The organism is Microbulbifer sp. ARAS458-1 (assembly GCF_045348205.1).
In the GTDB taxonomy this organism is placed as follows: domain Bacteria; phylum Pseudomonadota; class Gammaproteobacteria; order Pseudomonadales; family Cellvibrionaceae; genus Microbulbifer.
Genome location: NZ_CP155838.1, coordinates 2560241 through 2573766, shown reverse-complemented (window position 1 = coordinate 2573766; position 13526 = coordinate 2560241). Strand labels below are relative to the sequence as shown.

The window sequence follows — 13526 nt, the reverse complement described above, 5'->3', positions numbered from 1 at the left end:
ACTTTACGCGCCCTGATAATAGTCGCTATCGTCGACACGGGTGCCACATTTCACACGGCGGACCTCGCGGTCCCGATACCGGCTGTCTTGCCAGCAACGCGGCAGTGACTCCCCCGACAAAAAGCGTAACTGCTCTTTATCAAACACTTCTGGATCCTGAATCTCCTCGCCCCACAGGTATCGACCGACAACGGTCAGTTCGTACGGATTGGTCAGGGTGACCACGTCGGCCACATCAATCAGGTGGTTGCCTTCGGCATTTCTCAACAACATGCTTGACCTCTATTTCTTCTCAATACCCATCAGTATAGAGAGAAAATGGCGCCATCCGGGAGCAAATCCATCAGCCGATACAAAACTGCAGCCCATCCAGGATTCCAGATAATCGACAAAAAAAGTGAAAACCAGGCAAAAACCAACAGAAAAAAAAGAAGTGTCGCCCAAAATGCATACAGCACCTGGGCGAATAGTCAAAATAAAGGAAGGTATCAGCGCTCCAGGGTCAGGCGGGCAGAGACCATGCCCTCCTCAGCCAACGCATCGACACTGACAGAGCGAATGGTAAAGCGCTGCTGCAGCAGAGTATTCAACCACGGCTGCAGATCCTGATAGCGCGCCTCATCCACCCACAGACGAATACGTCGATCGCCCTCTGGTTCAAACCGCTTGATGGTGACTTTGTGATTGTCGGCCGCCGCAGTTACCCGCTGCAATAAGGTCCCTCGCCCCTCAGATTGGCCACCACCGGCGCGCTGCACCCGTTCCAGCTGCGGTCGCTGGCGCTCAATCCATTGCACCAGCTCCTGCGCCGCCTCGGCATCGGCCCGCGCGTTATCGAAATAGGACTGGGCGGGCCTGAACAGCCCGAACACAATGATCATCAGCCCGAGAAACAGCCCCAGAATTCCCAGCGCGCGCTGATCCCCGGGCGGCAAAGCGAGCCACTTCAGTCGCCATTGTTCCAATGTTTGCTTCATATTCGCTCTTCGTGATCGCGGTTAACGCAGACGAATCCGGCCGGATACGCCCTCTTCCAGCTCGTTGGCAGCCAGTAGCTCAGCCTTGAACTGCCCCTGCCCCAACTTGCTGACGACGGAGTCCAACTGGCCCAAATTGGCAGCGCGCAGCTGCAGTACCAGCTCCCCGCGATTGCCGTCAAAGCGCAGCGACTGCAGTTTGAGTTCGCCACTCTTGGCACCGCCCCAAACCGAACTCAACTGCTGTAACTGACCGGCGAACTCGCCGCCGCCACCGCTGGACTGATTAAGGTAACCGGTTATCTGACGGCGCAGATCCGCACTGGGAGAATCATCGGGGAAGATCTCGGAAAACAGGTCCCGTGCAGCGGCCTCTGCGTTCGCTGCTTTGATTTTGAAATAGGTGCCCGCACCGACGAAAAAGACCAGTTGCAATACAAAACATGCGGCCAACGCAATTGCCGGCTTCTTCCACCAGGGGCCTTCGGCAGATTGCAACGCCACCTGATAAGGGCCTGAGAGCAGATTTCCGGGTACGGATGTGCCCAGGGTACCCACAAACTGGTCTTCCGGAGCTTCATCCACCACGTTCGCGGTGCCGAGCTGCTCCAGGGTGGCACGCTCCAACTCCGTTGCATCACCCATCACGCGCAGCGGCAAAGAATCTGAAGCTTCTATGGCAAGCTCAGCCCCACCACTATCAGCGCCCGGGGCAGTAGCATCGGCGACGAACAGGCTTTCTGCAATCACGCCCGCCAGCGGCCGGTTTACCGATAGCCCGCGCCCACTGACGTGCCAGAAATGCACCCTCTCTCCATCAAACCATACTGCCGACTCAGCGCCCGTATTCGCCAGCAGACGGTACTCCGGGATGGCAACGGTGACCGGCCATCCGAGCCGCTCGAACTGCGACTTCAGAATTGCCAGCTTGAGGCTTGCCACCGCCATCACGCTGCACAGCTCACCCTGCACCGGTTCGCACACAAAATGGAGATCTTCGACGTCCTCGGCCAGCTGCTCCTCGACCATATAGCCCACAGCCTGACTCTGCCGGCGGGCAGCGCGGGGTACCGTTTCGAGCCCATTCCAGACCCAGGTGCCGGGAACCAGCAGAACACCGCGCTCACCCGGCTCAAACTCCAGCGATAGACCCGGAGCCGGCTCGGCTTCGGGTACCGTAACCTGCGCGTCGACACTACCCGCTACCACTGGCTCCGCCTCGCTGGCGAACGCCTGCACAAAGTCCTCATCAACGGCTACGGGTTGCCACTGCTTCTGGTGCCAGTACTCAAGCACAACGGCCCCGGAGCCCAGCACCTGGTCACCGCTATGGGCCCCGGCACCGGGCTCCCGCAGCCGCAATAGTTTTACTTCCTGGCTCAATTAGACCCCCAATAATTCCTGCAAAAACTGCCCGGAGAATTCGCGCCGCTGGCGCTGTATGACTTTTATTTTTCCTGTGGTGGTGTCGAGTTTCAGAATCGACTCCCAATACTGGCGATGCTCGGTGCCCATCTCCAGGCCCAGCTGCACTGCGATATGCGCAACATAATACGCGCTGTTGAAATCCAGATCCCCCCCACCGGAGATGTTGAACGGGGAAAGCTCGGACATTTGCGTGAACATCACACCGGATTCCCGCTGCGTAATAAGACTCGCGATATCGGCGGAGGGAAACATTGCCGATAACAGCTCGGCAGACGCTGTGTTCACGTTAACGGGAGTCCCGGCCTCCGGCAGCGCACAGAGCTCGCGCTGCAGTTGATGCCACACTTCAGGCTCCATACCCTGCACGGCAGTCAGTTCGGAAACATCGGTAATCAGGGTATCCGGTGTGCGATAGGCCAGTTCCAAGCCGAGGTAGCCGGTATCTTCCCCCCCGGAAGCCAGTGGTGTGTCACCGGGGTCAAGCCAATCCTCGATGGCCAGTGCCATATCTGCCTGCCCGCCCAGATTACTCACCAGGCGCCGCAATACCGGCCCGGGGCCACTGCCCGCGGTACCACTCCCGCCGGACCCGGAACTGCTTGAGCTCGCGGGAACCGTCAAATTATTTACATTAAAACACCCCTGTAAGTCTTTGATTAATATGCGAATTTTACCGTTTCCAGGATTGAACTCGGTCTGATGCTGAGCCCAGAGCTCATGTAGATTGTCACTGGCATTAGCGGCTTCGCGATCCTCTTCAAAGTCTTTCTCGAGAGTCACTTTCGCCCAGGCTTCGGCGCCGTGTACGAACTCCGCCAACTGGGTGTTGGCGAGAATGGCACTGGTACGGGAAATCGCCAGGCGGTTACGAGTCACCGCGTGCGTCACTGCCGCCACTGCAATAACCATCACCAGAAGTACGGTAATCAGCGCCACACCCCGCTGATCGCGCAGCAGCCCTCTGGAAAGTCGGTGGCGAGTGTTTTCAGAATAGGAAGAGGGTTTCACTGGCGCTCCTCGTCCGAACCATCACCGCTGTCACTGCCGCGGTCGTCATCACCACTACCGGAGCTGTCATCATCGTCGCCACCCCCGGAACTGCCACCGCTGCTACCGGTTGCGGAAACAACGGTATATTCCGGAAGGGAAAACAGTCGACGCATCTCACCGCCGGTCCGGGTCAACAGCGTAACCTCGATGGCCTGAGGTAATCGGAGATCCACCGCACCGGGTGTGGTGCCCGACGAAGCCGGTGGCCACTGGGCCAACCAGGTCTGGGTATCCCGATCAAAATATCGCACATTCAACTCGATAATACCGTCCAATACCGGCTCGGCTACCGGCTCGGAATCCGGGCCGCGATCAAGGATTCGCCAGCGGCTGCGCAGCAGCAGCGCGGTATCGTCTTCCGCCTGCTCGTACCGGTCATCATCCTCGTCCGCATAGCCGATGCCGTAATGGAGCCGCTGCAGATTGCCACGGGGATCGCCGGTGAGGTTCGCGGCGCCAAGGCGGGTGAACTCGAATTCGTTACTCAGCCCCAGAAACGCCGGCTCGTAACCGCTGTAGCCATTCTTCACCGGCCGCGCGGTAAACTGTCGCAGGTCATCATCCAGCCGATACATGGCCATGGACAGGCGGCGCATTTCGTCGGCACGGGCGTTCAACGCGCGGTCAGTGGTAAAAAAAGTTTCCAACAGGGAATAGGAGCCGATGCCGATGATGGAGACGATCACCAGCACTACCGTAACCTCAATCAGGGTAAAGCCTGACTGGGTCCGATTCGACAGCTTGTGGGGATTGGTTGGGAGCCGCATAGTGATGTTACTCCGCCACCCAGGAATCGATGGTAAGCAGCGGCGATTTGTCCGGCCACCCCACCTGAACGATGATGTGCCGCATGCGCGGTTCACTGGTTGACTTGACCTCCGCGGTGACCTCCCACTCCCGCTCCGCCAGTAATACCCGCTCGGTTTTCTTACCCAAGGGAGGCCAGTCGGTGCGTAGGCGAATCTCTGCCAGCGCCTGCTGCGCCACCAGATTCGCGGTAAGGCGCTCTTCCAGTGCAGCCTGTTGTCGCACGCTATCCTGCATGGTTTTCAGTACGCTCGCGGCGATCACCCCAAAAATCACCAGGGCAACCAGCACCTCTACCAGGGTAAATCCACGCGCGGATTCAGACCGGGCTCGCAGCGTGGGCCGCTTAGTAGTCATCGGTCCGCCACTCCAGCTGCATACCGTAGAGACTGCTATAGGAAATGACCGCGCCGCGAGCCACGTCGCCATCGCGCATCAGAAAGAATGCCACTTCCACCGGCAATACTTCACCACTGGACAGGGCCGCGAACTGAGGCTTTACCTCTTTTTCTTTATCGTCTTTGTCGCTATTAGAGCGGCCGCTGGGCGTAAAACTGCTGTTTCTGTCCGCACCGGGAAGTTCTGCCTGCGAGAGCACTTCAAGACGCATATTGGATGGCAGCTCATGGGACATAAACCGACCGGCACTGGAGGTCTTGGCCACACCGGCGACATCGATTTCCTGCCATCTCAGCGCGGAGGAGTCATAGCGGACAACCTGATAGCGATCATCTTCGAATACCACACCGTAGTGGGATTTATCGATCAATGCGCGGTCAGCCACCAACTGCAGCAGATTTGCCAGCCGCTGGACCTCTCCGGTCCAATTTCGACTATCGGTACTGCGAAGTGAGAGCGTCGCCATGCCCGCCAGGGTAGCGATTATGAAAATCACCACCAGCAACTCGATCAGGGTAAACCCCCGTTGGCGGCGGGACGGCACACGCATAACGAAATCAGTCTCCGGGCTTACAGCTCGGAAGCAAACAGATCCGCGGCCTCACCTTCACCGCCCGGCTTGCCGTCGGCACCCAGGCTGAACAGATCGTAGGGACCGCTGCTGCCTGGGCTGATGTACTGGTACTCGTTGCCCCACGGATCCTTGGGCACGCGCTTCAGGTAGGGTTCAACCCAGTTTTTGGCCTCGGGAAAACCGGATGGTTTGGTTACCAGTGCTTCTAGGCCCTGATCGGAGCTTGGATAGACAAAGTTATCCATGCGGTACAGGTCCAGCTGGGAGGAGATGGCACGCAAATCAACGGTGGCCGCCTTGATTCGAGCCTCCCCGGTACGCCCCATGATATTGGGCACGACCAGCGCACCCAATACGCCGAGGATCACGATCACCACCATGATCTCAATCAGGGTAAATCCCTGGCTCTTACGCAAATTTTTCATTTCTCACCTCGCGTGTTCAAAATCCGTTGGCACCACTGTTCCGCTTCGGAAGCAAATCAGACCACCAACTGGTTCATGTTCATAATCGGCATCATGATTGCCATTACGATAAACAAAACAATCCCAGCCATCACCAGCAACATCAGCGGTTCAAACAGGCTGACAAACGCGGTAACCGCACCCTGCAGATCCCGCTCCTGGTTCTCCGCGGCGCGCTCCAGCATTTCATCCAGTGTCCCGGAGGACTCACCACTGGCAATCATATAGGTCATCATCGGCGGGAAGTACTCCACGTCCTCCAGTGCCCGCCGCAGGCTGCCACCTTCGCGTACAAACTTCTGTGCCGTCTGCAGTCTTTCCTTCAGAAAATCGTTGCCCATGACCCCGCTGGCAATACCCATGGCCTGCACCAGCGGCACACTACTGCCGGTCAGAATCGCCAGAGTACCGACATAACGCGCGCTCTGGCCGCCGCGCACCAGCCAGCCGATCACCGGCATTTCCAGCAACCGGTGGTGATAGCGATAACGGAAACCCGGCTGGCGCAGAAGCAGTAGCCAGCCCACCACCAGCAACACGAGCACCGGAGGAATAATCCAGCCCCAGGAGGAAATAAAATCGCTGATCGAAACCAGGATACGCGTTGCCATTGGCAGCTGTTGCCCGGTACCGGTGAATACTTCGATCACATCGGGAACCACGTACACCATCAGGCCGGTTACCACGAGCACACAGATCACCACCAGTACGATGGGGTAAATCAGTGCCAGCTGCACTTTTTGTCGAAACTGCTGCTGACTCTCGGTGTAATCCGCCAACCGCTCCAGCACATCGTCCAGGTGCCCGGAGTGTTCCCCCGCCTCGACGGTCGCGCGATAGAGTTTGGGAAACGCCCGCGGGAAACTGCCCAGCGCCTGGGCAAGACTGTGACCTTCCAGCACCTTGGCACGAATCGCCAGCACTATGCGGCGCACCTTCTGGTTACGGGTCTGGTTAGCGATAGCGCTGAGGGTTTCTTCCAGCGGAATGCCGGCGCGCAGCAGGGTTGCGATCTGCCGGGTCAGCAGGGCTAATGGCTTGATACCAAGCCCGGGGCTACCACTGAGAAAACTGCCCGTGGACTGTTGAGAGGAGTCACCCGCTGCGGTGACCTCCAGGGGAATCAGGCCTTTCGCGCGCAATTGCTGGCGCGCGGCCTTTGCACTGTCCGCTTCGAGTGTGCCGCGATTTTTGCGCCCGCCACTATTGAGTGCCGTGTACTCAAATGCCCCCATGTCAGGACTCCTGGGTTACCCGCAGCACTTCTTCCAGTGAAGTGATTCCAGCCAACACCTTGGCCATACCATCATCGCGAATACTGGGGCCGAGTTTACGAGCCTCACTCACCAGCGCACTTTCCGAATCACGATCGTGAATCATCTGCCGCAAACGCTCGTTGACCGGTACCAGCTCATAAATACCGACTCGGCCGAGGTAGCCACTGTGATTACACTTTTCACAGCCACCGGGCCGATATATGGTCGCCTCCCCATCTTCCGGAATACCGAGCATTCTCAGCTCAAAGGCATCCGCCGCATGAGGCTGTCGGCAATCCGGGCACAACACCCGCACCAGACGCTGGGCCAAGACGCCGATAATACTCGAAGAGAGCAGGAACGGTTCGATCCCCATATCCACCAATCGGGTGACCGCACCCAGAGCGGTATTGGTATGCAGGGTGGAAAGCACCAGGTGACCGGTCAAACTGGCCTGAATGGCAATCTGCATGGTTTCCAGGTCGCGGATCTCACCCACCATCACTACGTCCGGGTCCTGACGCAAAATGGCACGCAAACCACGGGCAAAGGTCATATCCGCCTTGGTGTTTACCTGGGTCTGGCCAACCCCTTCCAGGTTGTATTCCACCGGGTCTTCCACGGTGAGAATATTCTTTTCCCGATTATTGATACTGGCGAGGCCGGCATACAAAGTGGTGGTTTTACCGGAACCCGTTGGGCCGGTAACAAGCAGAATGCCATGCGGCCGGCTCAACAGCTCGGTGATAACCTTCAGGTCACGCTCGGCCATGCCCAGCTGACGCATATCCATTTTACCGGCCTGCTTGTCCAGCAGACGCATTACCACCCGCTCACCGGCAGATGACGGCATGGTAGATACACGCACGTCCACTTCCCTGCCGCCCATCAATAGGGAAATCCGGCCGTCCTGAGGAACACGCTTTTCGGCGATATCCAGCTTCGCCATTACCTTGATCCGCGAAACCAGCAATGGTGCAAGTGCGCGACGCGGTTGCAGTACTTCCCGCAGGACGCCATCCACGCGGAAGCGCACCACCAGGCGTTTTTCAAAGGTTTCGATATGGATGTCCGAAGCCCCCTGCTTGAGGGATTCGGCAAAAATGGCATTGATCAGCTTGACGATGGGCGCATCGTCTTCCTGCTCCAGCAGGTCCTCGGTCTCCGGCAGGGAGTCGGCGACTGCCGCAAGATCCAGGTCCTCGCCCAGCCCTTCGACATCGGATAGGTTACCGCCTTCGCGGTTTTCATATTCCCGCTGCAGCGACTGCTGGAATGTTTCCAGGTCAACCGGGGCTACCCCGAGCGGCACTTCACATAGTCGCTGCACTTCCGCCAGCACTGAAGGGTTCAGCGGCGCTACATACTGACAGACCGGAGTGCCCTCAACGTCCGCCAGCAGCACCTGATGCCGCTTGGCAAACGCATATGGGAGGCGTTTCAGTACCACTTCCGCCATTACTTGACGCCCTCAGGCTCCACCGGAACAGGCTCCTGAGATTCCTGCTCGTAACTTGCTGCAGGTGGCAGCAGGTCAGGCAGCACATCGCCCCGATTCCAGTCCCAGATACGGCTGGTATCATCACGCATACGCAGCTGCTTCTCCTGCATATCGCGGTAGCGGCGACGGGTTTCCTCGTAACCGGCAATCTGATTACTGAGAATACGCGGGCGGATAAACACCATCAGGTTGGTTTTGCTTACATCTTTTTGGGCATTCCGGAACAGGCGACCAATCCCGGGAATATCCCCCAACAACGGAACTTTATTCTTTAGTTCAGTGACATTGTCTTCAATAAGACCACCCAGCACGAGAATAGCACCATCATCAATCAACACTTTGGTGCGGATTTCACGCTTACTGGTAATAATGTCGACGGCTTCACCGGAAGCTGTCGCTGCTGGGGCGATGTTTTCAACCTTTTGTTCGATTTCCAAAGTAACCGAGTTGTTGTTATTCACTCGCGGGGTCACCTTGAGGATGGTACCGATATCCTGACGCTGGACAGTCTGAAAGGGGTCGTTATTGCTGCCAGTGGTCAACTGTGACCCGGTAATAAACGGCACGTTCTGGCCCACCAGAATCTCCGCCTCTTCATTGTCCAGCGCCATGATTTGCGGCGTCGACAGAATATTCGCGTTAGATTCGCTGGCAATTGCGTTTATCGCCACGCGAACATCGGTGCCACTCAGGAACCCAAGGTTCAACCCGCTTCCAACAAGGTTTAATGGGTCCAAAGACCCCGGGTTGATAGGAATTCCGTCGACTTCAATGGTGTTGTCCCCATCCGGATCGCCAATCGCCACATCGTTATTGAATCCGGCAAAAATATCGTCGTTATTACCTGCCAACCATTTGATTCCCAGCTGGTTACCAGTGCCTTCCGTCACCTCGACGATAATCGCCTCAATCAAAACCTGTGCCCGACGCACATCCAGTTTGGCAATTACCCCTTTCATCGTTTCCAGCAGCGATGGGGGCGCGGTAAGAATCAGCGCATTCAGTTCCTCATTCACCTGAATGCTGACCTCGACATCCGCCACCTGCTGATCTTTTTCGGTTTTCTGGATACTGCCGCTCATCCCTTCGAGAATGGGTTTCAGATCCACCGCGCTGGCGTACTGCACATAGACCACGGCGGTATTACCCTCGCCGGCCAGCGGCTGGTCGAGGCGCTGGATGACCTTCTTGAGCTGGGTGCGGGTGACCGGGTCGCCGGTCAGAAGAATGCTGTTGGAACGCTCGTCTACGGCGATACGCAACGGTTGCACATCGTTACCGGCCTGCTTACCACCGCCCTGCAACAATTCGTTCAACACCTGCTTGACCTCTTTGGCGGAGGCAAATTCCAGAGCAACCAGCTCAATATCGATAGCCCCCGCACGGTCCAACTGTTTGATAAGCCGTACTATCTGGTCGATATTTGCGGCCCGGTCGGCGACGATCAGCGTGTTGGTATCCGCGTAGGCCGCCAGGTGGCCGGTCTGTGGGATCAACGGCCGCAGCATGGCGATCAGCTGTGCAGCGGAGATATTCTCCACCTTGACCGTGCGCACCACCAGCGCCTCACCGGGCGCCCGGGTCTGCTCATCAATAACCGGAATGGCCTGTTGCTTGGCCAGTGCGTCGGGCACGACCTTCCAGGCATCCCCCTGCTCCACCAGGCTGAAGCCGTTCACCTGCAGCACAGACATAAAAACGTCGAAGGCCTGGGCGTGGGTCATGGGATCACCCGCAACCACGGTCACTTTGCCCTTTACATTGGGGTGAACAATGATGTTTTTGCCAGTGAAATCCGCAGCCCAGTTAATCAGGTCGCGAATATCGGCGTTGTCGAGAGAAAGTGTCACTCTCTCCGGAGAAGACTGAGCCAGCACCGAAAAAGACAACAAAAAACCCATGGCGACTGCAACCAGTCGTCGGTGTAACACGCTCATCATTATGAATCTGACTCTAATTCTTATCTGGTCGTTAAATGGTTAGGTCTTGAAAGCAAAGCGAATACCCAAATCCCCATTCGCTCACCGGTTCGCTGGCGAAGTCGTCAGCGGCTTGATTGCGCCCCCTGACGCTCCCGAGCCATTTCACGCAACTGCTCAAGGCGTTCGCGAATGGACTGCTGCTTATCCGCCTGACTACCACTGGAGTTGGCACTGATCACCTTGGCCGCCTGGCGGGCATAGTTGGCGTACTGTTTGGGAACAGTCGGGCGACCTTCCGCATCTGGGTAGGTCAATTTTTCCATCTGCCCGTTACGGCGAAGGATAATATGGTCGACTTCAACGGAGTAGACCTCGGCGCCCCCCGGCAAGGTCTGTCCTACAAAAACACGCTCAGCGGGTTTCCCCCTTTCCGCAATCAAGGCACTGGCGTGCTCGTTGACGCTGCTGCTCAGCACGCCAGATAACACCAGATTCAATTGGGTGATGGGAATATTGGCCAGGTCGATCTCAGGCTCTTCCGCCTTTTTGACCGGAGCGACACCAAAAAATGCCGTTGAGGGAAGAGTTGTGGTGGCATTTTGCGCCACAGAGCGGGTGGTCCGCTCGACTAACAGGCTGTCCGAACCGTCATCGGGGACCGCGAGGTGCCCGTAGGCCATCAGATTCACGGCAAACCAGCCGCCGACCACCGCCACAGTAGCGAGTAGCCCTCTCTTGGCACTACTTCCGGGAGCCCCCGGATTCTGTAGTGCGGACGATAATGTGCGCTTGACCAATGACATGATGAAACCCGTCACAAACAGCATGATTCTAATTATTGGGCGCCTATTCTCGGGGCTTCCCCCCAGAAAGGCAATGTTCCAGACTGCATAGGCTAAGGAATAACCAACAGGCAAGTAAAGCATTACTGGCCGCAAAATCCGGCACAGTGTCCCAACATTCACACAAAATAAGAAAGGCGGCCTGTGGCCGCCCTTCTTATTTTGGAGTGAAGTATATGAACTGATTGTTACAGTTTGGTTTCCAGCTCCGGCACCGCATCGAACAGGTCGGCCACCAAGCCGTAATCCGCTACGGAGAAGATCGGCGCTTCTTCATCCTTGTTAATCGCCACGATTACCTTGGAGTCTTTCATGCCCGCCAAGTGCTGAATCGCGCCAGAAATACCTACCGCAATATACAGGTCCGGCGCCACAATCTTGCCGGTCTGACCGACCTGCATATCGTTCGGCACAAAGCCTGCGTCAACCGCGGCGCGGGATGCACCAACAGCAGCCCCCAGCTTGTCTGCCACTTTATACAGCAGCTCAAAGTTGTCACCATTCTGCATGCCGCGACCGCCGGAGATGACTACGCGCGCCGCGGTCAGCTCCGGACGATCGGATTCCGCCAGCTCTTCACCGACAAACTTGGAAACCGCCGCGTCGTCAACGATATCCACGGACTCTACGGAAGCACTGCCACCTTCAGCCGAAACCGGATCAAATGCGGTAGCGCGCACAGACGCCACCTTGATGGCATCGGAGCTCTGAACCGTGGCAATAACGTTGCCTGCGTAAATCGGGCGCTTGAAGGTATCGGCGCTTTCTACGGCAATGATGTCAGAGATGGGCTGCACATCCAGCAATGCTGCGGCACGCGGCAGCATATTCTTGCCAGTCGTTGTCGCCGGAGCCAGTACGTGGCTGTAGTTTTTACCAAGATCTGCCACCAGCTTGGCGACGTTTTCCGCCAGCTGGTGCTCATATGCAGCATTGTCCGCCACCAGCACCTTGGCCACACCCTCAACCTTGGCTGCCGCCTCGCCGACAGCGGCACAGTTATTGCCCGCCACCAGCACATCAATGTCACCACCAATGGCTTTGGCCGCAGCGATGGTGTTCAGCGTGGCGCCTTTCAGTTCCGCATTATCGTGTTCTGCAATTACAAGAATACTCATCAGATTACCTTCGCCTCGCTCTTCAGTTTTTCCACCAGTTCCGCAACATCGGCAACCTTGATGCCCGCCTGACGTTCTGCTGGCGGCTCAACTTTCAGGGTTTTGGTGCGCGGGGCGATATCCACACCCAGCTCTTCCGGATTGGTCACATCCAGAGGCTTTTTCTTGGCTTTCATGATGTTGGGCAGGGAGGCGTAGCGGGGCTCGTTCAAGCGCAGGTCGGTGGTCACCACCGCCGGAAGGGTCAACTCGACAGTCTGCAGGCCACCGTCGATTTCACGGGTCACCTTGACGGCGCCTTCTTCAACATTGACTTCAGAGGCAAACGTGCCCTGCCCCATACCTGTCAGTGCAGCCAGCATCTGACCAGTCTGATTGTTGTCTCCATCGATGGACTGCTTGCCCAGGATAACCAGCTGGGGCTCTTCCTTTTCCACCAGCGCCTTCAGGCACTTGGCCACTGCCAGCGGTTGCAGCTCAGCATCGGTTTCTACCTGAATGCCACGATCGGCACCCAGAGCCAAGGCGGTACGAATCTGTTCCTGACACTGCTTCGGGCCCATGGATACAGCGACTATCTCGCTAACCACACCCTTCTCCTTCAGGCGAACCGCTTCTTCTACAGCGATCTCACAGAAGGGGTTGATGGACATCTTGACGTTGGCAGTGTCCACATCTGAACCGTCCGCCTTAGGGCGAACTTTCACGTTGTAATCGACAACGCGCTTCACGGCTACAAGAACTTTCATGAAAATCCCGTCTCAGTAGTCTACATAAAGGCCACAGCCTGCTGCCGTAACGGCGCTGACCTGCGGCATGGGTAACTCGCGCAGCCTCGCGGCTGAGTGTTTCAGCGGCCCTGCCAAACCACCCGGAGCGAGTGTTTTAAGGCACCTGCGAGCCAGCCTCCAGTTCAAACAAGCGTTTGAGCGGCGTGTATGTTGGCCCTTTCACAGACCAAAATCAATAGTCGAATAGTAAGCCTAGCAGCCATTCACAAGATCAATTTCAAGCCATAAACACGCCCAATCCCCAGGGTGCAACAACCCGAAAATACGCCAGTATTTGCCAGCAGAAATGAAAATTTACGCAATTGGTGGGGGTGTGCGATGCCCGATATAATCCGCCTACCTATAAATTGCCTGCCATAATTCGGCGGGTGAATAATTAAACCTGTTTGAGGAGAGA

14 protein-coding genes are annotated in these 13526 nt (G+C 57.0%); all 14 read right to left on the bottom strand.

Annotated elements, in window-relative coordinates; all coding sequences use genetic code 11:
• Positions 1-3: 3 nt before the first annotated feature.
• Positions 4-273 (bottom strand): hypothetical protein, encoded by a 270-nt coding sequence (locus AAFH99_RS10590; RefSeq protein WP_043316342.1) that lies wholly within the window; start codon positions 271-273, stop codon positions 4-6.
• A 215-nt stretch (positions 274-488) separates the two neighbouring features.
• Positions 489-977 carry a type II secretion system protein GspM gene (gspM, locus tag AAFH99_RS10585; protein WP_043316343.1) on the bottom strand — a complete coding sequence of 163 codons (489 nt, stop codon included), beginning with the start codon at positions 975-977 and terminating at the stop codon, positions 489-491.
• 21 nt (positions 978-998) lie between these two features.
• Entirely contained in the window at positions 999-2360 is a 1362-nt protein-coding gene (gspL, locus tag AAFH99_RS10580; protein ID WP_406827705.1) for a type II secretion system protein GspL, read from the bottom strand.
• Entirely contained in the window at positions 2361-3413 is a 1053-nt protein-coding gene (gene gspK, locus AAFH99_RS10575; RefSeq protein ID WP_231491511.1) for a type II secretion system minor pseudopilin GspK, read from the bottom strand.
• The gene (gene gspJ / locus AAFH99_RS10570; protein WP_051686898.1) at positions 3410-4222 is read right to left on the bottom strand and encodes a type II secretion system minor pseudopilin GspJ; all 813 of its coding nucleotides are present in this window, start codon (positions 4220-4222) and stop codon (positions 3410-3412) included. The genes gspK and gspJ overlap by 4 nt, the downstream gene beginning before the upstream one ends.
• Before the next feature lie 7 nt (positions 4223-4229).
• On the bottom strand, positions 4230-4619 hold the full coding sequence (gspI, locus tag AAFH99_RS10565; RefSeq protein WP_051686899.1) for a type II secretion system minor pseudopilin GspI: 390 nt from the start codon (positions 4617-4619) through the stop codon (positions 4230-4232).
• Positions 4609-5211 carry a type II secretion system minor pseudopilin GspH gene (gene gspH / locus AAFH99_RS10560; protein ID WP_406827704.1) on the bottom strand — a complete coding sequence of 201 codons (603 nt, stop codon included), beginning with the start codon at positions 5209-5211 and terminating at the stop codon, positions 4609-4611. The genes gspI and gspH overlap by 11 nt, the downstream gene beginning before the upstream one ends.
• Positions 5212-5231: 20 nt before the next feature.
• Positions 5232-5660 carry a type II secretion system major pseudopilin GspG gene (gspG, locus tag AAFH99_RS10555; protein ID WP_043316346.1) on the bottom strand — a complete coding sequence of 143 codons (429 nt, stop codon included), beginning with the start codon at positions 5658-5660 and terminating at the stop codon, positions 5232-5234.
• A 56-nt stretch (positions 5661-5716) separates the two neighbouring features.
• Positions 5717-6934, bottom strand: coding sequence for a type II secretion system inner membrane protein GspF (gene gspF, locus AAFH99_RS10550; RefSeq protein WP_043316347.1), 1218 nt, complete (start codon positions 6932-6934; stop codon positions 5717-5719).
• Position 6935: 1 nt separating this feature from the next.
• Positions 6936-8414 (bottom strand): type II secretion system ATPase GspE, encoded by a 1479-nt coding sequence (gene gspE, locus AAFH99_RS10545; protein WP_043316348.1) that lies wholly within the window; start codon positions 8412-8414, stop codon positions 6936-6938.
• Positions 8414-10396, bottom strand: coding sequence for a type II secretion system secretin GspD (gene gspD, locus AAFH99_RS10540; RefSeq protein ID WP_081847901.1), 1983 nt, complete (start codon positions 10394-10396; stop codon positions 8414-8416). Before gspD ends, gspE begins: the two co-directional genes overlap by 1 nt.
• 104 nt (positions 10397-10500) lie before the next feature.
• Complete coding sequence (locus AAFH99_RS10535; RefSeq protein WP_406827703.1) at positions 10501-11181, bottom strand: type II secretion system protein N; 681 nt, start codon at positions 11179-11181, stop codon at positions 10501-10503.
• Positions 11182-11408: 227 nt separating this feature from the next.
• Positions 11409-12338, bottom strand: a complete 930-nt coding sequence (locus AAFH99_RS10530; protein WP_043316350.1) for an electron transfer flavoprotein subunit alpha/FixB family protein — start codon at positions 12336-12338, stop codon at positions 11409-11411.
• Entirely contained in the window at positions 12338-13087 is a 750-nt protein-coding gene (locus AAFH99_RS10525; protein ID WP_043316351.1) for an electron transfer flavoprotein subunit beta/FixA family protein, read from the bottom strand. Before AAFH99_RS10525 ends, AAFH99_RS10530 begins: the two co-directional genes overlap by 1 nt.
• Positions 13088-13526: the final 439 nt, after the last annotated feature.